The organism is Myceligenerans crystallogenes (genome assembly GCF_039529775.1).
In the GTDB taxonomy this organism is placed as follows: domain Bacteria; phylum Actinomycetota; class Actinomycetes; order Actinomycetales; family Cellulomonadaceae; genus Myceligenerans; species Myceligenerans crystallogenes.
Window position 1 is genome coordinate 514,242 of record NZ_BAAANL010000002.1, and the last position, 21,453, is coordinate 535,694.

Below are 21,453 nucleotides of genomic sequence, written 5' to 3' on the forward strand. Positions count from 1 at the left end.
CGTGGCGCTCGACGACATCGCACCGGCCCCTGCCCGGAAGACGCTCGACCCGTCCCGGTACCTCGTCCTGATCCGCAGAGGGGAACCCGGCTCCCCGTTCGAGGACAAGACCCACGAGGTCCTCGGTTTCCGGCACGACGGCGACCGCACGCACATCGAGCACACCCGCCCGGCCGGAAGCAAGAGCTACTCCTACCCGCAGGCACGCGTCCGGGTCCTGACCGATCCGGCCGTGAGCCCGCCGGGTCCGCGCCGGTACCGGTTCCACGTGCACGGACACGGGCGCCCGATCCGGGCGACCCGGATCCTGACGTTCCACGACCCGCACGACGGGAGCACCTGGTTGCGCCCCGTCACCGGCGACGACCGCCCCCAGCGCGCACGCCACCACCTGGAGATCGCCAGGATCGCCGCCGACGGCGGGACCACCGCGAGCGCCGGGCCGGTCCTGCGGTACTGGAAACAGATCGTGGACCGTCTCCCGGACAAGGAGGGGCAGCCGGACCCGCTGCGCCGGCCGTTCGGGCAGATGCTGGAGTTCCTCGACGACGAGAGCGCGCTGTCCGCCTACCTGAACCGGCGCCCGGTGCAGGAGACCCCGCCGGACGGCGCGGTCATCTACCCGTTCGGGATCAATCTCAGTCAGCGCGAGGCCGTGCACCGGGCGCTGACGCATTCGGTCTCGGTGATCCACGGCCCGCCGGGTACGGGCAAGACGCAGACGATCCTGAACATCATCGCCAACCTGGTGCGTCGCCCGGGCACGACGGTCGGCGTGGTGTCGTTCAACAACCCGGCGGTGGAGAACGTCGGCGAGAAGCTCACCGGCCTGGGCTACCCGTTCCTGATCGCCGACGTCGGCCGCAAGCAGAAGCGGGAGCGCTTCGCCGCCGGGATCGGCGAGCCCCGGGCCCTGCGCTCCGTGCACGTCGCCGACCACCGGCGGCAGGCCGGCGCCCGGGGTCCGGACGGCCGTGAGCCCGCCGGCCCGGCGTCGGACGCGAGACTGGCCGAGATGGACGCCGACCTCACCGCGCTCCAGGAGTACGACCGGGAGCGCGCCGAGAAGGCGCACCTGCTGGCTCAGCTCGAGGTCGAACGGCGCCACTTCCGCGAGCATCTCGACCGGCACGAGGTGCCGCCGCTGCAGGAGCTGCCGCTGCTGTGGACGTCGTCGCGCAGGATTCTCGGGCTCCTGGTCGACGGCGGCCTGGCGCCGCTCGCCCGCACGCGCCTCCAGCGGCTGACACGCTGGCTGCGCAGGTACTTCGTGCACGGGCTGGTACGGCCGCTCGACACGGCGGACATCGACGTCGTCCTGCAGCTGCAGGCGGCGTTCTACGAGGAGCGGACCGCCGAGCTGCGGCGGCGCATCGCGCGGCTCGACCGGTTGCTCGCCCGCAGGAAGTTCCGGGACCTCGGCGAGCGCCTGACCGAGACGTCGCTGGCCACGTTCGCCGCCGACGTCGCCGGGCAGCGCCTGCCGGCGCCGGACGTTCCCCCGGCGCCGTCGTACCGCCTGACACGGAACCTGCTGGAGGAGTTCCCGGTCGTGCTCAGCACGTGTCACGCGTTGCGGGACTCGCTGCCGCACGGGGTGCTGCTGGACTACGTGATCATCGACGAGGCGTCGCAGGTGGATCTGGCGACCGCGGCGCTGGCGATGTCCCTGGCGCGGCGGGTGGTCGTCGTCGGCGACCGGCATCAGCTGCAGCCGATCGTCAAGGAGGAGGTGGTGCGCGGCCTGCGGCCGCCGTCGCCGGACACGGACTACGCCACGCGCAGCATCCTCACGTCGGTCCTGGAGCGGTACGGCGACGCCGTGCCGGACACGCTGCTGCGGGAGCACTACCGGTGCGATCCCGCGATCATCGAGTACTGCAACCGGAAGTTCTACGACGGTGAGCTGATCCCGTTCACGAAGTCACGGGCGGGGCTTCCGACGCCGGCGATGCTCGTGCACCGCACGCCCGAGGGCAACCACATGCGCGCGTCGCAGGGCAGCGGGACGTCGAACCAGCGGGAGATCAGCGTGTCGCAGCAGGTGATGGACACGTTCCTGGGCCATGTGCCCGCCGGCGGGCGAGCCGTGATCGCACCGTTCCGGCGGCACGCGGATCTGGCCGCCACGGATCTGCGGCCGCTGACCGACGCCGACACCGTGCACAAGTACCAGGGGCGGGACAGGCAGGCGGTGGTGCTGAACACGGTGATCGACGAGACGTGGCGCGGGCAGCGCCGTCTCGAGTTCGTCGACGACCCGAGGCTGGTCAACGTCGCGGTCTCCCGGGCGGTCGATCACTTCGTGCTGGTGACCGACAGCGACATGCTGCCGCGCAGCCGGAACATCCGGGACCTGGTGGAGTACATCCGCTACCTGGATCCGGGCGCGGTGGGGCAGAGCGACATCGTGTCGATCTTCGACCTGCTGTACGCGGAGTACTCCGAGCGGCTGCGGCCGCTGGCGCGGCGGGTCCTGAGGAACCGGGCGGACTCGCCGGCCGAGGACATCACCTGGACGGTGCTGGAGGACCTGCTGGCGGAGGACCGGTACCAGGGGCTGGAGATCGCCACGCAGTACCGGGTGAAGAACCTGGTGCCCGACCCCGGCGTGCTGACCGAGCGGGAACGGAAGTTCGTCCGGCACTCGCGGACGTCGGTGGACTTCCTGGTCTACAACCGGGTCGGCAACCGGCCGCTGCTCGCGATCGAGGTGGACGGCTGGGCGTTTCACGCGGACTCGCCCGAGCAGCTGCGGCGGGACGCGCTGAAGGACGAGATCCTGCGGAAGATCGGGCTTCCGCTCCAGCGGCTTCCCACCACGGGAGACCGGGAGATCCCGCGGATCCGCGCCGCCCTGGCCGCCGCCCTGATCGCCCGGCGGCCGGCCCCGCGAGCGGGGTCGTGACAGAGCGCCGGAACCCCTGGTGGAGTTCCGGCGCCCTGTCAGCCGATGGCGCGCGAGCCGGTCAGCGCCGCCGCTTCTCGCGGACGCGGACCGAGATCTCGATCGGGGTGCCCTCGAAGCCGAACGTCTCCCGGAGGCGGCGCTCGATGAAGCGGCGGTACTGGGCCTCGATGAAGCCCGTGGCGAAGATGACGAAGCGCGGCGGGCGCGCGGTCGCCTGGGTGGCGAACAGGATGCGCGGCTGCTTGCCGCCCCGCAGCGGGTGCGGGTGCGCGGCGACCAGCTCGCCGAGGAACGCGTTGAGCCGGCCGGTCGGGATGCGCATGTCCCAGGAGCCCAGGGACTTCTCCAGGGCGGGGACCAGCTTCTCCGTGTGCCAGCCGGTGGCCGCCGACACGTTCACGCGCGGCGCCCAGGCGACCTGCCCGAGGTCCTTCTCGATCTCGCGTTCCAGGTACGGGCGCCGGTCCTCGTCCATGAGGTCCCACTTGTTGAACGCCAGCACGAGCGCCCGCCCGGAGTCCACGACCTGCGAGAGGATCCGCTGGTCCTGCTCGGAGATCGGCTGCGACGCGTCCAGCAGGACGACGGCGACCTCCGCCTTCTCCACCGCGGCCTGCGTGCGGAGGCTCGCGTAGAACTCCGCGCCCTTGGCGAAGTGCTGCCGCCGCCGGATGCCGGCGGTGTCGACGAACCAGTAGGGAATGCCCTTGATCTCGACGAGCTCGTCCACCGGGTCACGCGTGGTCCCGGCGATCTCGTCGACGACGACGCGCTCGGCGCGCGCGATCTTGTTCAGCAGCGACGACTTGCCGACGTTCGGCCGGCCCACGAGCGCCACGCGCCGCGGCCCGGACGGACGCGCCGCGCCGTGCTCGGACTTCGTGGGCAGCACCTTCATCGCGGCGTCGAGCAGATCGCCCGTCCCACGTCCGTGCAGGCCGGACACCGGGAACGGCTCCCCCAGGCCCAGCGACCACAGGTACGCCGCGTCGGCCTCGCCCGCCGCGCCGTCGACCTTGTTCGCCGCCAGCACCACCGGCTTGCCGGACTTGCGCAGCATCTCGACCACGCGCTCGTCGGTCGACGTCGCGCCCACCTGGGCGTCCAGGACGAACATCACGGCGTCCGCGAGCGACACGGCGACCTCGGCCTGCGTGGCGACCTTCGACTCGATGCCCGCGACGTCGACCTCCCAGCCGCCCGTGTCCACGAGCATGAACCGCCGCCCGGTCCATTCGGCCGGGTACGAGACGCGGTCGCGCGTCACGCCCGGCTTGTCCTCGACGACGGCCTCGCGCCGCTGGATGATGCGGTTCACGAGCGTCGACTTCCCGACGTTCGGCCGCCCGACGACGGCCAGCACCGGCAGGATCTCCTCCGGCTCGGCCTCGGTGACCTCCCACTCGTCGCCGAGGAGCGCCTCGTCCTCCTCGTCGAGCTCGAACTCGGCCAGGCCGGCCCGCAGCGCCCGCTCGCGCGCGAGGTCGTCCTCGGTCTGCTCGATCTCGCCGGCGACGGCGGCCGTGCTGGCGCCGGTCGCGTCCGTTTCGTCCGCCGTTTCAGGGACGACGACGCCCGCGGGCGTCACGGCCCCCGGCGTCGTCGTGCCCGGAACCCCCGTGGTCTCCGAGACGATCAGCAGGACCGCCTCCACCGTCTCCTCGAAGCTCAGCTCCGAGGAGTCCAGGGTGATCACGCCGTCGGCGGCCTCCACGAACTGCGAGACGGTCGAGTCGTCGCGGTCGCGGCGGATCACCTGGTCCCGGGTCGCGGCGACCGCGGCGTCGTCGGCCACGCCGTGGACGTCCAGCGAGCGGCGGCGCAGCCGCGCGTCCTCGCTCGCGGTCAGGAGGATGCGGACGTCGGCGTCGGGGGCGACGACGGTCGTGATGTCGCGGCCCTCGGCGAGGATGCCGCGCCCGCCGGAGAAGCCGCCGTCGCGTTCGGCGTCGATGGCGGCGCGCTGGCGGAGCTTCAGCTCGGCGCGCACCTCCAGGTTGGTCGCGACCCGCGAGACCGCGGCCGAGACCTCCGTGGCGCGGATCTCGGCCGACACGTCCTCGCCGTCCAGGGTGACCGACGGCGCCGCGGGGTCGACGCCCATCTCCAGGGGCATCGCGGCGACGTCGGCGGTCACGACGTCGGCGTCGGACAGGTCCGTGCCGCGGCGCGTGCACCAGACGGTGGCCGCGCGGTACATCGCGCCCGTGTCGAGGTAGGCGAGGCCGAGGCGCGCCGCGACCGCCCTGGACACGCTGGACTTGCCCGATCCGGACGGGCCGTCGATGGCGATCACCAGGGGTTCGCCGGTGGTCCTGCCGTTCACAGAGGTCTCCTCGCTCGTCACGATGCCGCTCACATCTCCACCGAGGACATGAGCTGGCCCAGCTCGACCTGCCCCAGCACGCGCGTGCGGCCGGGCTTCAGCTCGCCCATCGCGACCGGGCCGATCCGCGTGCGGACCAGCCGGGTGACGGGGCGGTCGACGGCGTCGAACATGCGGCGCACGATGCGGTTGCGGCCCTCGTGCAGCACGACCTCCAGCAGCGACAGCTCGTCGGTGGCCTGCAGCACCTTGACCGAGTCCATGCGCGCGAGGCCGTCCTCGAGCTCGACGCCGTGGGTCAGGTCCTTGACGATGCGCGGGTAGATCGCGCCCTCGACGGTCACGACGTACGTCTTGGGGATCTCGTAGCGCGGGTGCGCGAGCCGGTTGGCGAGGTCGCCGTCGTTGGTGAGCAGCAGCAGGCCCTCGCTGTCGGCGTCCAGCCGGCCGACGTGGAAGAGGCGCTGGTCGCGGTCCTTGATGAGGTCGGCGACGGTGCGGCGGCCCTCCGGGTCGTGCATCGTGGAGACGACGCCGTGCGGCTTGTTCAGCGCGAGCGTGATCTTGTCCTGGTCGAGCTGCAGACGCATGCCGTCCACGTGGATGGCGGCGGTGGCGGGATCGACCCGCACGCCGAGCTCGGTCACCAGGACGCCGTCGACCTCGACGCGGCCGTCGGCGATGAGCTCCTCGCACGCGCGGCGCGAGCCCATGCCCGCCTGGGCGAGGACCTTCTGGAGGCGGACGCCGTCGGCGACGTGGACGTCGCGGGGCGGCTGGCCGCTCCGGTCGTTGCGAGCGTTCTGCGGACGACGGCGGCCGGGGGCCTGCTGCGCACGCTTGCCCTGTGAGCTGCCCTGGCCCGCGCGGTTCGACGCGGAGGCGGCGGCGCGGTTGGCGGCAGGACGGTTGTCGTTGCGGCGGCTCCCGCCGCGGCTGTGCTGGTTCATCGGTCCTTCTCGGTTGGGTGAACCCGGCACCGTTCGGGGCCGGTTCTGGTTCCGGATGTCAGTCCAGGTTGTCGAGCGTGTCCAGGTCCGGGAGGTGGGGCGCGAGCGGGGGCAGCTCGTCGAGCGAGTCGTAGCCCATCCGCTCCAGGAAGTATCCCGTGGTGCCGAACAGCACCGCACCCGTGTGCGGATCCTGCTCCAGCTCGGCGATGAGGCCACGGGTGAGCAGCGTGCGCACCACGCCGTCGACGTTCACCCCGCGCACCGCGCTCACCTGACCACGCGTGACCGGTTGACGATACGCGATCACGGCCAGGGTTTCCAGCGCGGCCTGGCTGAGCCTGGCGGTCTGGCCGTCCAGCACGAACCGGCCGACGACGTCGGCGTGGGCCGACGACGAGTAGATGCGCCAGCCGTCGGCGCTGCGCCGCAGCTCGAAGCCCCTTGGGCGCCCGCCCAGCTCGCCGCGGTACTCGTCGGCGAGCTCGTCGAGCATGTCGCGCACCTCACCCGACGGGAGGCCGAGGACCGCCGCGAGCCGCTCCTCGGCGATGGGCTCGTCGGCGACCATGAGAACCGCCTCGAGGGCGGCGCGGGCGCCGCCGGGGAGATCGGCGACGTCGACGGCGGGGAGTTCCTCGGCGGCGGGGGCGGCCACCTCCAGGGGCCCGGGGCCCGGGGGCCGGGCCGGGTCCGGGGCCTCGCCCCGCGCAGCTGACTCCGCTGAGGCCGCGGTCTGGTCGATCTCCGTCACAGCGTCTCCTCGTGCAGGTCCGGCTCGTGCGTCTCCGGCGTCGCGGGTGCGTCCTGGTCGTCCTCGGCCGCGTCGTCCCGCGGAACGGCCGCGGAAGCGGCGACGTCGTCGGACGCCTCGTCCACCGCGGCGGCCGCCGCGCGCTCCGCCATGTCTTCCTCGTCGAACTCGCTGGGGCCGGCGTCCGGGTCCAGGTACTTGCCGCCGTCCGACGGGCCGGCGGCCCAGCGGACCGTCAGCTCGCCGAGCGAGGCGACCTGCTCGAACCCCACCAGCTTGTCGCGGAACAGTTCCAGGAGCGCGAGGAAGCGGGCCACGACCACGAGGCGTTCAGCGCCCGCGGTGAGGTTGCGGAACGTCAGGACGCGTTCGGCGCGCAGGCGCCGGACGATGTGGCCGGCCTCCTCGCGCACGCTCACCTTCGGGGCGTGCAGGTGGGTGAGCGACACCTCGGGCGGGCGCCTCGGCTGCAGGGCCCTGGCGGCGAGCGCGGCGAGCCGCGCGCCGTCGACGGTCCACCTCAGCTCCGGCAGCAGCGCGGTGAACTGCGGTTCCAGCGGCGTCAGGCGCGGCACGCGGCGGCTCGCGGTGGCCAGGCGCTCCGCGACGATCTGGGAGACCTGCTTGTAGGCGCGGTACTGCAGGAGGCGGGCGAACAGCAGGTCGCGGGCCTCCAGCAGCTCCAGGTCCTCGAGGTCCTCCTCGATGACGCCGGGGAGCAGGCGGGCGGCCTTGATGTCCAGCAGGGTCGCGGCGACCACCAGGAACTCCGACGCCACGCCCAGGTCCCAGGACGGGTGGTCCTCGCCGTTGTCCGCCGCCCGCCTCGCGGCCTCCTCGGCGGCGCGGATGTGGGCGACGAACTCGTCGGTGACCTCCGCGAGCGCCACCTCGGTGACGTCGAGCTCGTGCTTGGTGATGAGGCTCAGCAGGAGGTCGAACGGGCCGGTGAAGTTGTCGAGGTGGACCTCGAAGGCGCCGGCGGTGCGCTGCGGGGCGGGCCGGCCGTCGGTGCCGGAGGCCGCCGCGCCCTCGGTGCGGATGTCGCCGGGTCCGGCCTCCAGGACCTCAGGCGGCGTGGCCACGGGCCACGAGCTCCCGGGCGAGCTGGCGGTAGGCGGACGCGCCGGGGTGGCCGGGCGCGTAGGCCGTGATGGGCTCGGCGGCGACCGTCGCGTCGGGGAACTTCACCGTGCGGCCGATCACCGAGTGCAGCAGCGTGTCGCCGAACGCCTCGTGCACGCGCGCCACGACCTCCCGGGAGTGGAGGGTGCGCGAGTCGTACATGGTGGGAAGGATACCGTCGATCTCCAGGGCGGGGTTCAGCCGGTCCCGGACCTTCTCGATGGTCTCCACGAGCAGGGCGACGCCGCGCAGCGCGAAGAACTCGCACTCCAGCGGGATCAGCACGCCGTGCGCGGCGGTCAGCGCGTTCACCGTGAGCAGGCCGAGGCTCGGCTGGCAGTCGATGAGGATGACGTCGTAGTCGTCGACGACGGGGCGCAGGGCCCGCGACAGCACCGACTCGCGGGCGACCTCGCCGACCAGCTGGACCTCCGCGGCGGACAGGTCGATGTTCGCCGGGAGCACGTCGAGGTTCTCGATGCCGGACTCGATGAGCACGTCCTCGATCCGCAGGCCCCGCTCCATGAGCAGGTTGTAGACCGTGACGTCGAGCTCGTGCGGGTTGATCCCGATGCCCACGGACGCGGCGCCCTGCGGGTCGAAGTCGACGAGCAGCACCTTGCGGCCGTGCTCGGCGAGGCACGCGCCCAGGTTGATGGTGGTGGTGGTCTTGCCGACGCCGCCCTTCTGGTTGCACATGGCGATGATGCGCGCAGGTCCGTGACTCGTCAGCGGCGGCGGCTCGGGGAAGTCGGGCATGATCCGCCCCACCACGTCCCGCCGGACGTCCTCGGTTCGGTGCGGCTCCCCGGGCGTCGGATTGACGTCGACCAGCGTGTCCGTCATCTCGCCCGCTCCCTCCGTACGGTTGGGTCCTGACTCACCCGGTCACGCTATACCAGCCTTGCCCGATAAACCCTGCGAAACACGGGCGCGCCCCGGATCCCTGCGGCGCCGGGTGCGCCGGGCTCCCGGGCGGCCCGGCGCACCGGAGAGACCGCCCGGGCGCGCCGGAAGGTTCCCGGGCGCCCGGGCGACGTCGTCGTGCGGGCCTGCCGGTGTCAGGACTCCTGGGCCGGGTCCTTCGCCTGGCAGCCCTCGGCGCTCTGCTTGAACTCGGCGTGCAGCTGGTCGACCTTCTCGGCGAGCAGCTCCGCCTTCTCCTGGTGCACCTCGGCCTTGTTCAGGTAGCGGCGGGCGTCGTACACGGTCGTCGAGGCGAGGGCGTTCGCGATGTCGGCGAACACCGCGTCCGTCTCGGTGATGAGCTTGTCGTACTGGTTGGCCACCTTGTTGCCGTCCTTGACGGCCTCCCCGCACGCGGAGACGTCGCCGCTGAGCCCGCTGATCTCGGACTCCAGGTCCTCGATGTCCACCTGGGCCTGGTCGCGGGCGGCGGTCACGGCGGCGAGCTCCTCCTCGAGCCCCGCGGCACGGTTGCTCGCGTTCGCCCAGAGCGCCGACCCGGTCACGATCGCCGCGAGCAGCAGGGCGCCGAGCAGGAGGGCGGGCCACTGCCTGCCGAGGAAGCCGGGGGCTCCGGTCCCCGCGCCGGGCCCGGCCGGCGGGTACTGTCCCGCCCCGGCCGGTGCGGGATACATGGGCTGGGGCTGCGGCTGGTACGCCCCCGGCACGGTCTGCTGCGGCGGCGCCGGCTGCGGCGGGTACCCGGGCTGCTGCGGCTGCTGCACGGGCGGCTGGGCCGGCTGCGGCGCGGCGAACTGCTGGGTCGGCTGGTCCGGCACGTTGCCAGGGCCCTGCGGGCCGGGCTCGTACGGGTGGGACATGGCACCTCACATCGTCTGGGGAAGCTGATCCGCTCGTGCGGTCGTGGTGCGTGCGAACCCAGGCTACGCCCGTTCTACCTGCAAATATTCACAATCGTGGATGAATTCTCGGCCTCGGCGCCGCGGTTTCGGAGCCCCTCTCAGTTCCGGGCATTTGGTACCCTCCCCTGCACAGCGCCGGCGGTGTGCCGGCGACGTGCGAGGACACGGAGGCGATGCGCGTGAGCTGGCGATCCGCGGAGTTCGACAGACCCTCCGGGCTTCCCCGGGTCGACGACGCCCGGTCGAGCGATCCCGTGGTCCGGGTCACGAGCCTGTACGCCACGGCCTGGCGGGTCACCGGCCGGACCGAGGCCGGCCAGGTGGCCGACTACCTGAAGCTCGGTGTGTTCGCGGAGCACTACGAGCGCAACGCCCGGTCCGTTCCCCAGGTCGCGCTCCGCGAGGAGATCGACGTGAGCGACCTCGCGTTCGCGCGCTGGCCCGAGCCGTCGACGCTGCGCGGCGCCCGGCTCTGGCTGTTCGTGGTGCCGCCCTACCGCCTGATCGTCCCCGCGCTGACCTTCGACATCGAGGTCGACCTCAAGAACGGCGGCCAGATCGACCCGCGCGCCCTCCAGCGCCGCAGCGGGCTGGTCGAGCTCCTGCAGGACGTCTACGAGCGCGACCTCACGGTCGAGGGCCTGGATCTCGGCGACTACCTGCGCGACCGCGCGGGGCTCATCGGCGCCGACCTGGGCGAGGACCAGGGGATCACGACCTACCAGCACCAGCTCGTGCTCGGCCCGGGCCTGCCGGACCGCCTCGGCGCCGCCGAGCGCGCGAGCGTCGTCGGCGCCCTGATGTACCGCACGCACGCGGAGCTCAGCCACGACTACACCAGCGTGAAGTACCCGATGGAGAGCAACCGGGAGAAGGGCGTGACGGTCGCCGTCGGCCCCTACATGAGCATCGTGCTCGGCTGGCCGCAGGACGGCGGCAACTCGGCGTTCATCTCCATCGTGATGGTGCTGGCGGCCCTGGCCGAGCTGTCCCGGATCTCCGACGAGGCGACCGCGACCGTCGCGGAGATCAAGGACGCCCAGTCGCCGAACGTCGACCCCCAGAAGCGGCAGGCGGTCCTGGAGCGCACCGCGGACGATCTCGGCGACTACCAGCTGCTGCTCACCTTCAACGTCGACACGCTCGCGGACATCAGCATGCTCATGCCGTCGCAGCGCGTGACGAACTACCACGACGTCCTCGTCGAGTGCATGGGGCTGGAGAGCAAGACGAAGGTCGTCACCAAGATGCTCGACCGGCTCGACTACGCGGTGCGGGCCGAGATGGCCGCGCTGACCAGCTTCGGCAGCCGCATGGAGGAGGCGCAGCGCAAGCGCTGGAGCATCGTCCAGGCGGGTCTGAGCACGGTCGCGGTGCCGGTCTCGATCGTGTTCGGCTACTTCGGCATGAACGCCGCCGAGGTCGACGAGCGGGTCTCGTTCCTGGACCTGGAGAAGTACGGCCCGCTCTACCTGACGATCAGCGGATCGCTCGCGATCGGCGTCATCGTGTTCTGGGCGATGAAGATCTACGACGAGGCCCGCCTGCGCAAGATCTACCCGGGCGCCAGCCGGTCCTGGCTGCGCCGCGTGATCGGGCGCCGGCGCCAGGACGCCGGGAGGAGGCCGCCTCGCCCGCGGGCATAGCATCGTGGCTGTGACTGTGACCGACACCACCGACCTGCCCGCCCGCCGCGCCGTCCGCGAGAAGACCCGCGTCGCGCCCGACTACGCGCGCAGCTGGCTGCTCTTGTCAGCCATGCGGACCGACGCGTTCGACGACGCCCAGCTCTCCCGCGCCGACCAGATCATCCTGGACTGCGAGGACGCGATCGACGAGAGCCTCAAGGACGAGGCCCGCGGCCGCGTCACCGAGTGGCTGCGCGGCGGCGGCACGGCGTGGGTACGGATCAACGACCGCACGTCGCCCGCGTGGGCCGACGACGTCGGGCAGCTCCGCGACATCGGCGGGCTCGCGGGCGTGATGCTCGCCAAGACGGAGTCGGCCGACGACGTCGTCGACACCGCCCAGCGCCTCGGCGGCGAGGTCCCGGTGATCCCGCTCGTGGAGTCCGCGCTCGGCATCGAGGAGTCGGTGAACATCGCCCGCGCCCGCGGCACGTTCCGCCTCGCGTTCGGCTCGGGCGACTACCGCCGCGACACCGGCGCCGCGAACGAGCCGATCGCCATGGCCCACCCGCGCACCCGCCTCGTGCTCGCCAGCCGCATCGGCGGCCTGCCGGGCCCGGTGGACGGCCCCACGGTCGGGTCGGCGCACGCGCTGCTGCGCGAGCAGTCGGCCGACGCCGTCGCCCTGGGCATGACCGGCAAGCTGTGCCTCGACCTGGAGCAGCCGGGCGTCATCAACGAGTGCTTCAGCCCGTCCCCGTCCGACGTCGCCTGGGCGGTCGACTTCCTGGCCGACTTCGAGGCGGCGGGCGGCGTCGTCCGCGACGGCTCCGACAAGCCCCGCCTCGCCCGGGCCCAGGTCATCCGCTCCCGCGCGGAGCTCTTCAACATCAACCCCAGCTGACCGGCACCACCCCGCGCCCGACGGAGCTGCCGCCCGGCGGGCCTACCGGGCGCGGGGGTGGGCGGCCGCGTAGACCTCGCGGAGGGCGTCCGGGGTGACCATCGTGTAGATCTGGGTGGTGGTGACCGACGCGTGGCCCAGGAGTTCCTGGACCACCCGGACGTCGGCGCCGCCGCCCAGCAGGTGGGTCGCGAAGGAGTGCCGCAGGGTGTGCGGCGAGACGCCGCTCAGGCCGGCCCGGTCGGCCGCGGTCTGCAGCGCCGCCCACGCGGACTGCCGGGACAGGCGGGCCCCGCGCGTGTTGAGGAACACCGCCGGGGAGCCCTGCTTCCGGGCCGCCGCCACGAGCTGCGGCCGGGCGCGGACCAGGTACGCCGCGACGGCCTCGCGGGCGTACGAGCCCACCGGGACCACCCGCTGCTTGCCGCCCTTGCCGTGCAGCCGCAGGATGGGCACGTCGTGGTCGACGTCGTCGACGTCCAGGCCCACGATCTCCGAGATCCGCCCGCCCGTCGCGTACAGCAGCTCCAGCAGCGCGCGGTCGCGCAGCGGCAGGGGCCCGTCGCCGGCCCCGGCGGCGTCCAGCAGCAGGGCGACGTCCGTGACGCTCAGCGCGTGCGGCAGCCGCCGCAGCCGAGTGGGCGCCTGCACCTGGGTGGTGGGGTCGGCGTCGGCCAGGCCCTCGGCGTGCGCGAACCGGTGCCAGCCGCGCACGGCGGCCAGCGCGCGGGCGGTGGACGACGGCGACAGCGGCGCGCCGCCGTCGTCCCCCGTCCGGACGGCCTCGACGTACCCGGCGACGTCGGCCTCGCTGACCTGCCCCGGCTCCCGCCGTCCGAGCATGTCCAGGTGCGCGACGTACCGCGCCAGGTCCCTGCGGTACGCGGCCACGGTGTTGGCCGAGAGCCCGCGCTCGACCCGCAGGTGGTCGAGGTACTCCCGCAGCGGAGCGGCGAACGGACTGTCGGCCTCCAGAGCGATAGGCACGCCCACATCATGCAGCCGCCCAGGTCACGGCCCGGCACCGCCACGCCGTCAGCCGCGCAGGAGGCTGATGGTGCGGCCTTGCGGGGTGGTGGCGGTGGTGAGGCCGGTGCGTTCGGTGATCGGCGGGGCGTTCTTGCGGCGGTCGAAGACCGCCAGCAGGCCGGTGTCCTGGTCGAGGTGGTCCAGGTAGCGGTCGAGCTGGGCCATGCCCTCGTCGAGCGGGTCGGGCTTGCCGGGGTGGCGGACCTTGAGCTCGATGCCGTACGTCTGGACCTTCCGCGCGCCCTGGGCGTCGGCGTAGGGCCAGGTGATCCTGAGGTCGATCCGGCCGGTGCTGATGCCGGCCTCGCGCTCGACGAATCCGCCGCCGTTCACGAGCCGGTACAGGTAGCCCAGCAGCACCAGGTGCAGGGCGGCCTCGTGGTAGGCGTCGCGGAGGGTCAGGATCTCACCGTGCTGCTTCCAGAAGGGCACGAACTCGGAGAAGAGCCGGTCCGTGTTCAGGCGGCCGTCCGGGTCCACGAAGGTGCGGGGCGGGGCGACGGCGCGTTCGACGTTGGTCTGGATCGCCGAGGTCAGGACCCGGCTGATGACCTCGCGGTAGATCGAGTTCGCGATGCGTACGGGCCTGTCGGGCGCGATGAGACCGAGGTCGCGCACGTAGGTGACGTCGTCGTCGAAGGTCTCCTCGACAGGGGCCAGGTCCGCGGTGATGAGCGGTTCGATGATCCGCTCGACCCGGGGCTGGCGGAGCTTGTCCACGAGCTGGTCCAGGTGGGTGGCCCGCGCGCGGATCAATCGCTCCCGTGCGATGCCGACGTGGTCGACGGTGATCGGCTCCGACGCCGGGACGCCCATCTTGTAGGAGGCCACGATCTCTCGGGCCAGGGCGTTGACGAGCCAGGGCTGGCCCGCGGTGGCGTCCCATACCGCATCCACGGCCTCCGGCGTGAACGCCTGCCCGGTGTCGGCGGTGTGCTGGGCGTAGAGTTCGGCGATCTCGTCCCGGGTGAAGTCACCCAGACGCAGCGACGCGGCCTTGATGTTGAACGGGCTGCCGGAACTCAGGCGAGTGGGGTCGCCGCCGGAGGCGGCCTTGTCGTCGCGTACGTCCCGCAGCCCGCACAGCACGATCGAGGACGGGAACGCCTCGGGCCGGATCTCGTAGCCGTCGCGGATCTGCCGCAGCACGCTGATCAGGCTCCGCCCGCCCACCGAGTCGATCTCGTCCATGAACAGCACCAGCGGACGCGGGCACGCCTTGGCCCAGGCCGACAGCGCGAAAGAGACCTTGTTCGCGGCAGGCGCGTCAGGCCATTGCGGCGGACGTAGTTCCTCCGGCAGATCGATCTCAGCGCGCTGCCGGATCGCGCCAAGGATCGAGTCCTGCGCCGCGACGTAGTCGTCGCCGGCAGGTCCGGCCGCCTGACACGAGAACATCAGCGCCGCGTACCTCCCGCTCGCCGTGAGCTCCTTGGCCAGCGCGCGGATCGCCGTCGTCTTGCCCGTCTGCCGCGGCGCGTGCAGCACCATGTACAGCTCTCGGTCGATCAGAGCCTGGAAGTCCTTCAGCCGCTCGGCCGCCGGCAGCATGTAGTGCTTGGCCGGATCGCACGGACCAGCGGTGTTGAAGAAGCTCACCTCGTCAATGTACCCATCCGCAGGCCTCTCGTGATCGGCGGCGTCGCCCGTGCGTCAGAACGGCAGGAAGACGTCCGCCGCGACGGTCACGAAGAGGACCGTGAGGTACGTGATCGACGAGTGGAAGACCTGCATCGCGCCGAGCTTCTTGCCCGTGGCGCCCTGCTTGGCGCGGCGGAGCATGAGGAGGGTCGAACCGAGGAACCAGGCGCCCAGGCCCGCCGCGAGCGCCGTGTACACCCAGCTCATCCCGGCGAGCGGGATGAGCACGAGGGAGCAGGCGATCATCGCGAGGGTGTAGCCGACCATCTCGGCGGCGACGCGGCGGTCGTCGGAGACCACGGGGAGCATCGGGACGTCGGCGGCGGCGTAGTCCTTCTTGAACTTCATGGACAGCGGCCAGTAGTGCGGCGGCGTCCAGAAGAAGATGACGCCGAACAGCGCCAGCGCGGACCAGCTCAGCCCGCCGGTCACGGCGGCCCAGCCGATGAACACGGGCATGCAGCCCGCGATGCCGCCCCAGACGATGTTCTGCGGGGTGCGGCGCTTGAGGATCATGGTGTAGCCGACGACGTAGATCGCGATCGCGGCGCCGGTCAGCCATGCCGCGGCGACGTTCACGACGAGCGCGAACCACGCGAGCGACAGCAGGCACAGGGCCCAGGAGAAGATCAGCCCGGCCCGCGGCGAGATCTCGCCGGTGACGAGCGGCCGGCGCTTGGTCCGGTTCATCAGCTTGTCGATGTCCCGGTCGAGGTACATGTTGAACGCGTTGGCGCTGCCCGCGGCGAGCGAGCCGCCGATCAGGGTCGCGACCATCAGCCAGACGTCCGGCCAGCCGCCCTGCGCCAGGATCATGGTGGGGATGGTCGTGACGAGCAGCAGCTCGATCACGCGCGGCTTGGTGAGCGCGACGTACGCCGCGACGCGGCGGCGCAGTCGCCCGCCGGTGCGCCGGTCGTAGTTCGCGAGGCCCGCACGCGGGTCGGCGTCGTCGGGCACCGGCGCGGCACTGTCCTGCATGACCGCGCCGTCCGGCGTCGTCGCCTCGTCCGGCGTCATGAGGTCCGACGGCGCCGCGGCCGCGGCGGGGGACGCGCTGGCCGGTGACGACGGCGTGGGTGTGCTCACGGTGGGAACGTTCCGTTCGGACGGCGGATCGGGCGGTGTCCCGCCTCGCCGCCGGGTCCGGCCGGGGCCGTGCCACGCCGCGAGGGAAACGTGCCCATGGTACGACGCCGGGGCATACCGTGACGCCCCCCGGCCGGGCGTCGCGGGTGTGACATTGGCCCCGGTCAGGAATGCGGGTGATGCGGTCCGGGGTTCACGCGGGTGAACTCCGTGCACACAGTTCGGACAGCCCCACGCATGTGTCAGTGGGCGGGGATAGGGTGACTTGCGGTATCCGGTGGCGGTCATTCCGCCGCTGCCGCACGTACGACCCGCCCGCCCCTGCCTCAGCCGGCGGCGAGAAGAGGATTTCGAGATGACGTTCGACCCCACCGTGACCCCGCTCGACTGGTCCGAGCTCGACCAGCGCGCGGTGACGTCGATCAAGGCGCTGGCCGCCGACGCCGTCGAGAAGGTCGGCAACGGGCACCCCGGCACGGCCGTGTCGCTGGCGCCGGCCGCGTATCTGCTCTTCCAGAAGGTCATGCGCCACGACCCCTCCGACCCGCACTGGGTGGGCCGCGACCGGTTCATCCTCTCGGCGGGTCACTCGTCCCTGACGATCTACCTGCAGCTCTTCCTCGCCGGCTACGGCCTCGAGCTCGAGGACATCGCGGCGCTGCGGACCTGGGGCTCCAAGACCCCGGGTCACCCCGAGTACCGCCACACCGAGGGCGTCGAGATCACCACGGGCCCGCTCGGCCAGGGCCTCGCGTCCGCCACGGGCTTCGCGTTCGCGGCCCGCAAGGAGCGCGGCCTGCTCGACCCGGAGGCTGCCACCGGTGCCTCGCCGTTCGACCACCACATCTACGTCATCGCCGGCGACGGCGACCTGCAGGAGGGCGTCACGTCCGAGGCCGCGTCGCTCGCGGGCCACCAGCAGCTCGGCAACCTCATCGTGATCTGGGACGACAACAAGATCTCGATCGAGCACGAGACCGACATCTCGTTCTCCGAGGACGTGCTGGGGCGCTACGCGGCCTACGGCTGGCACACCCAGCACGTGGACTGGACCCAGGGCGGCACCGGCTACACCGAGGACGTCGCGGCCCTGGGCGCCGCGATCGAGGCCGCGAAGGCCGAGACGGGCAAGCCGTCGATCATCGCGCTGAGCACCATCATCGGCGGCCCGCACGGCAACGCCATGGGCGCCGACGCCGTCGCGGAGCTCAAGACGACGCTGGGCCTCGACCCGGCCAAGACCTTCCAGATCGACGACGAGGTCGTCGAGTACACCCGCCAGGTCGGCAAGCGCCAGGCCGCCGAGCGCGCCGCCTGGGACGAGGCCTTCGCCGCGTGGCAGGCCGCCGACCCGGAGCGCGCCGCGCTGCTGTCCCGCCTGCAGGCGCGCGAGCTGCCCGAGGGCTGGGCCGACGCGCTGCCGACGTTCCCGGCGGACCTGGGCAAGGGCCTGGCGACCCGCGCGGCGTCGGGCAAGGTGCTCACCTCCCTCAAGGACGTGCTGCCGGAGCTGTGGGGCGGCTCGGCCGACCTCGCGGGTTCCAACAACACGACGATGGACGGCGAGCCGTCGTTCATCCCGGAGAACCACCAGACCGGCACGTGGAGCGGCAACGTCTACGGCCGCACGATGCACTTCGGCATCCGCGAGCACGGCATGGGCGCGATCCTCAACGGCATCGTGCTGCACGGCCTGACCCGCCCCTACGGCGGCACGTTCTTCCAGTTCGCCGACTACATGCGCGGCGCCGTGCGCATCGCGGCCCTCATGGAGATCCCGTCGACGTTCGTGTGGACGCACGACTCGATCGGCCTCGGCGAGGACGGCCCGACGCACCAGCCGGTCGAGCACCTGTGGGCCTACCGCGCGATCCCGCACCTGGACATCGTGCGCCCGGCCGACGCCAACGAGACCGTGTACGCGTGGCGCGGCATCATCGAGAACACGAGGAACCCGGCCGGCCTGATCCTGACCCGCCAGAACGTGCCCACGTTCCCGCGCGGCGAGGACGGCTTCGCCGGCGCCGAGGGCACCCTCAAGGGCGCCTACACGCTGCTGGACACCGAAGGCACGCCCGACGTGATCCTCATCGGCACGGGTTCCGAGGTCCAGCTCGCCGTCGCGGCGCGTGAGGCGCTGGCCGCCGAGGGCATCCAGGCCCGCGTCGTCTCGGCCCCGTCGCTGGAGTGGTTCGCCCGCCAGGACGAGGCGTACCGCGAGTCGGTGCTGCCGGCTTCCGTCAGGGCCCGCGTGTCCGTCGAGGCGGGCATCGCGCAGGGCTGGCGCGAGTACGTCGGCGACGCCGGCCGCATCGTGTCCCTGGAGCACTACGGCGCCTCGGCCGCCGGCAAGGTGCTGTTCGAGAAGTTCGGCTTCACCCCGGAGGCGGTCATCACGGCCGCGAAGGAGTCGATTCAGGCCGTGTCGGCCTGACGTATCGCAGGGCGGGCGGCGTCGTGCACGCATGATGCACGACGCCGCCCGGCGGGCCCTCCCCTGGGCCGGAGCAGTGAGCGCATTTCCACGAAAAGGAAGGGCATCATGACCGAGCAGGCGAACCCCACCCAGCGGCTCTCCGAGGCAGGCGTGGCCATCTGGCTCGACGACCTGTCCCGCGAGCGGCTCGACTCCGGCAACCTGGCCGAGCTGATCGAGACCCGCGACGTCGTCGGCGTGACCACCAACCCGACGATCTTCGCCGGCGCGCTCGCCCAGGGCGACGCCTACGCCGCCGCCCTCGCCGAGCTGGCGGGCACGGACGTCGAGGCCGCCGTCGAGAAGATCACCACCGACGACGTGCGCGCCGCGGCCGACGTGCTGCGCGGTGTCTACGACCGCTCGAACACCGTCGACGGCCGCGTGTCCATCGAGGTGGACCCGCGCCTGGCCCGCGACACCGAGGCCACGATCGAGGTCGCCAAGCGCCTGTGGGCCACGGTGGACCGGCCGAACGTGATGATCAAGATCCCCGCGACGGCCGAGGGACTGCCCGCGATCACCGCGGTGCTCGCCGAGGGCATCAGCGTCAACGTGACGCTCATCTTCTCGATCGACCGCTACAAGGCCGTCATGGACGCGTTCCTCGCGGGCCTGGAGCAGGCCAAGGAGAACGGCCACGACCTCGCGCCCGTCGGCTCGGTCGCCTCGTTCTTCGTCTCCCGCGTGGACGCCGAGATCGACAAGCGGCTCGACACCCTCGGCTCCGACGACGCCCTGGCCCTGCGCGGCCAGGCCGCCGTCGCCAACGCCCGCCTGGCGTACGCCGCCTACGAGGAGGTCATCGCGAGCGACCGCTGGGCCGCCCTCGCCGCGGCGGGCGCCCGCCCGCAGCGCCCGCTGTGGGCGTCGACCGGCGTGAAGAATCCCGCGTACCGCGACACCATGTACGTGGACGAGCTCGTCGTGTCCGGTGTCGTGAACACGATGCCGGAGAAGACGCTCGAGGCGTTCGCGGACCACGGCGTCGTCCTGGCCGACACGGTCACCGGCACCGCCGGGACCGCGGCGGCGACGATCGCCGCGATCGAGGCGCACGGCATCGTGATGGACGAGGTCACGCAGCTCCTGGAGGACGAGGGCGTGGTCAAGTTCGAGAAGAGCTGGAACGAACTGCTGGCCACCACCCAGGCCGGCCTGGACAGCGCGGGCTGACGCCCCGCTGCCCGCACAACCCGAGACGAATCCCGGAGGACGTCGTTGCGACCAGCGATGATCAGCGCGGAGCACAATCCGCTGCGTGACCCCCTCGACCTGCGCCTGCCCCGTATCGCGGGGCCCTGTGGCCTGGTCATCTTCGGGGTGACGGGCGACCTGTCGCGCAAGAAACTCATGCCCGCGGTGTACGACCTGGCGAACCGCGGCCTGCTGCCACCCGGCTTCGCGCTGACGGGCTTCGCCCGCCGCGAGTGGTCCGACCAGGACTTCGCGCAGATCGTGCACGACGCCGTCAAGGAGCACGCCCGCACGCCGTTCCGGGAGGCGACCTGGCAGCAGCTCGCCGAGGGCATCCGGTTCGTCGAGGGCTCGTTCGACGACGACGACGCGTTCCGCCGCCTGCGCCAGACCGTCGAGACGCTGGACGCCGAGCGGGGCACCGCCGGCAACCACGCCTTCTACCTGTCGGTCCCGCCGAGCGCGTTCCCGGTCGTGTGCCGGCAGCTCGCGAAGCACGGGCTGTCCGCCCCCGACACCGACCTGTCCGACGGCGAGGCCTGGCGCCGCGTCGTCATCGAGAAGCCGTTCGGCCACGACCTGGCGAGCGCGCGCGAGCTGGACGACGTCGTCTCGGAGGTGTTCGAGCCGGAGTCCGTCTTCCGGATCGACCACTACCTGGGCAAGGAGACGGTCCAGAACATCCTGGCGCTGCGCTTCGCGAACCAGATGTTCGAGCCGATCTGGAACTCGAACTACGTCGACCACGTGCAGATCACCATGGCCGAGGACATCGGCATCGGCGGCCGCGCGGGCTACTACGACGGGATCGGCGCCGCGCGCGACGTCATCCAGAACCACCTGCTGCAGCTCCTCGCGCTCGTCGCGATGGAGGAGCCGGTGAACTTCAACGTGGCCGAGCTGCGCGCCGAGAAGATCAAGGTGCTGAGCTCGCTGCGCCTGCCCGGCTCGCTCGACGACCACACGGCCCGCGGCCAGTACGCGGCCGCCTGGCAGGGCGGCGAGCGCGTCAACGGCTTCCTGCAGGAGGACGGCATCGCGCCCGACTCCGGCACGGAGACGTACGCCGGCATCCGGGTGGACGTGGACAACCGCCGCTGGGCGGGCGTCCCCTTCTACCTGCGCAGCGGCAAGCGGCTGGGAAGGCGGGTCACCGAGGTCGCCGTCGTCTTCAAGAAGGCGCCGCACCTGCCGTTCGAGTCGTCGCTGACGCAGGAGCTGGGGAACAACGCCCTGGTGATCCGCGTGCAGCCGGACGAGGGCGTGACGATGCGGTTCGGCGCGAAGGTGCCGGGCACCGCGATGCAGGTGCGCGACGTGACGATGGACTTCGGGTACGGGCACTCGTTCACCGAGTCCTCCCCCGAGGCGTACGAGCGGCTCATCCTGGACGTGCTGCTGGGCGACCCGCCGCTGTTCCCCACGCACCAGGAGGTCGAGCTCTCCTGGAAGATCCTGGACCCGATCATCGAGCACTGGGCCCAGCAGGGTCAGCCGGAGCAGTACCCGGCGGGGACGTGGGGCCCGCCGTCGGCCGATGAGATGATGGCCCGCGACGGTCGCTCCTGGAGGCGGCCATGATCCCGGCGCCGCA

15 protein-coding genes are annotated in these 21,453 nt (G+C 72.2%); 6 read left to right on the top strand and 9 right to left on the bottom strand.

The features are described 5' to 3' along the window. Position 1 precedes the first annotated feature (1 nt). Positions 2 to 2,908, top strand: coding sequence for an AAA domain-containing protein (locus ABD208_RS07110; RefSeq protein WP_344101004.1), 2,907 nt, complete (start codon positions 2 to 4; stop codon positions 2,906 to 2,908). 61 nt (positions 2,909 to 2,969) lie between these two features. Here ABD208_RS07110 and der read toward each other — a convergent pair whose 3' ends face one another. From der to ABD208_RS07140, 6 genes are all read right to left on the bottom strand, one after another. After that, complete coding sequence (gene der, locus ABD208_RS07115; protein WP_344101007.1) at positions 2,970 to 5,237, bottom strand: bifunctional cytidylate kinase/GTPase Der; 2,268 nt, start codon at positions 5,235 to 5,237, stop codon at positions 2,970 to 2,972. A gap of 29 nt (positions 5,238 to 5,266) precedes the next feature. After that, the gene (locus ABD208_RS07120; protein WP_344101009.1) at positions 5,267 to 6,187 is read right to left on the bottom strand and encodes a pseudouridine synthase; all 921 of its coding nucleotides are present in this window, start codon (positions 6,185 to 6,187) and stop codon (positions 5,267 to 5,269) included. Positions 6,188 to 6,245: 58 nt separating this feature from the next. Beyond that, the gene (gene scpB / locus ABD208_RS07125; RefSeq protein ID WP_425561074.1) at positions 6,246 to 6,941 is read right to left on the bottom strand and encodes an SMC-Scp complex subunit ScpB; all 696 of its coding nucleotides are present in this window, start codon (positions 6,939 to 6,941) and stop codon (positions 6,246 to 6,248) included. Then, positions 6,938 to 8,026: a segregation and condensation protein A gene (locus ABD208_RS07130; RefSeq protein ID WP_344101011.1), complete on the bottom strand. Its 1,089-nt coding sequence runs from the start codon at positions 8,024 to 8,026 to the stop codon at positions 6,938 to 6,940. The genes scpB and ABD208_RS07130 overlap by 4 nt, the downstream gene beginning before the upstream one ends. Further along, on the bottom strand, positions 8,010 to 8,825 hold the full coding sequence (locus ABD208_RS07135) for a ParA family protein (protein WP_344101216.1): 816 nt from the start codon (positions 8,823 to 8,825) through the stop codon (positions 8,010 to 8,012). Before ABD208_RS07135 ends, ABD208_RS07130 begins: the two co-directional genes overlap by 17 nt. 302 nt (positions 8,826 to 9,127) lie before the next feature. Further along, positions 9,128 to 9,853 (bottom strand): hypothetical protein, encoded by a 726-nt coding sequence (locus ABD208_RS07140; protein ID WP_344101013.1) that lies wholly within the window; start codon positions 9,851 to 9,853, stop codon positions 9,128 to 9,130. Between the two features lie 221 nt (positions 9,854 to 10,074). On the opposite strand from ABD208_RS07140, the gene ABD208_RS07145 reads away from it, so the two are divergent. Then, complete coding sequence (locus ABD208_RS07145; protein WP_344101016.1) at positions 10,075 to 11,541, top strand: hypothetical protein; 1,467 nt, start codon at positions 10,075 to 10,077, stop codon at positions 11,539 to 11,541. 10 nt (positions 11,542 to 11,551) lie between these two features. Continuing rightward, entirely contained in the window at positions 11,552 to 12,427 is an 876-nt protein-coding gene (locus ABD208_RS07150) for an HpcH/HpaI aldolase/citrate lyase family protein (protein WP_425561075.1), read from the top strand. 42 nt (positions 12,428 to 12,469) lie between these two features. Here ABD208_RS07150 and xerD read toward each other — a convergent pair whose 3' ends face one another. From xerD to ABD208_RS07165, 3 genes are read right to left on the bottom strand one after another with little or no spacing between them, the layout of a single operon-like run. Beyond that, positions 12,470 to 13,420 (bottom strand): site-specific tyrosine recombinase XerD, encoded by a 951-nt coding sequence (gene xerD, locus ABD208_RS07155; RefSeq protein WP_425561076.1) that lies wholly within the window; start codon positions 13,418 to 13,420, stop codon positions 12,470 to 12,472. 42 nt (positions 13,421 to 13,462) lie between these two features. Next, a complete protein-coding gene (locus tag ABD208_RS07160) occupies positions 13,463 to 15,055 on the bottom strand; it encodes an AAA family ATPase (RefSeq protein ID WP_344101020.1) in 1,593 nt (530 codons plus the stop codon). A gap of 54 nt (positions 15,056 to 15,109) precedes the next feature. After that, on the bottom strand, positions 15,110 to 16,186 hold the full coding sequence (locus ABD208_RS07165; protein ID WP_344101022.1) for a heme o synthase: 1,077 nt from the start codon (positions 16,184 to 16,186) through the stop codon (positions 15,110 to 15,112). A 355-nt stretch (positions 16,187 to 16,541) separates the two neighbouring features. On the opposite strand from ABD208_RS07165, the gene tkt reads away from it, so the two are divergent. The 3 genes from tkt (at position 16,542) to zwf (ending at position 21,440) form a co-directional block, all read left to right on the top strand. Beyond that, positions 16,542 to 18,620 (top strand): transketolase, encoded by a 2,079-nt coding sequence (gene tkt / locus ABD208_RS07170; RefSeq protein WP_344101024.1) that lies wholly within the window; start codon positions 16,542 to 16,544, stop codon positions 18,618 to 18,620. A gap of 108 nt (positions 18,621 to 18,728) precedes the next feature. After that, the gene (gene tal / locus ABD208_RS07175; RefSeq protein WP_344101026.1) at positions 18,729 to 19,838 is read left to right on the top strand and encodes a transaldolase; all 1,110 of its coding nucleotides are present in this window, start codon (positions 18,729 to 18,731) and stop codon (positions 19,836 to 19,838) included. Positions 19,839 to 19,883: 45 nt separating this feature from the next. Next, the gene (gene zwf / locus ABD208_RS07180; RefSeq protein WP_344101028.1) at positions 19,884 to 21,440 is read left to right on the top strand and encodes a glucose-6-phosphate dehydrogenase; all 1,557 of its coding nucleotides are present in this window, start codon (positions 19,884 to 19,886) and stop codon (positions 21,438 to 21,440) included. The last annotated feature ends 13 nt before the right edge of the window (positions 21,441 to 21,453 follow it).

What these genes read in the sequence shown, in the direction of transcription:
- tal (WP_344101026.1), top strand. Translation starts at nt 18,729, where the DNA reads ATGACCGAGCAGGCGAACCCCACCCAGCGGCTCTCCGAGGCAGGCGTG.
- tkt (WP_344101024.1), top strand. Translation starts at nt 16,542, where the DNA reads ATGACGTTCGACCCCACCGTGACCCCGCTCGACTGGTCCGAGCTCGAC.
- ABD208_RS07140 (WP_344101013.1), bottom strand. Translation starts at nt 9,853, where the DNA reads ATGTCCCACCCGTACGAGCCCGGCCCGCAGGGCCCTGGCAACGTGCCG.
- ABD208_RS07135 (WP_344101216.1), bottom strand. Translation starts at nt 8,825, where the DNA reads ATGCCCGACTTCCCCGAGCCGCCGCCGCTGACGAGTCACGGACCTGCG.
- ABD208_RS07120 (WP_344101009.1), bottom strand. Translation starts at nt 6,187, where the DNA reads ATGAACCAGCACAGCCGCGGCGGGAGCCGCCGCAACGACAACCGTCCT.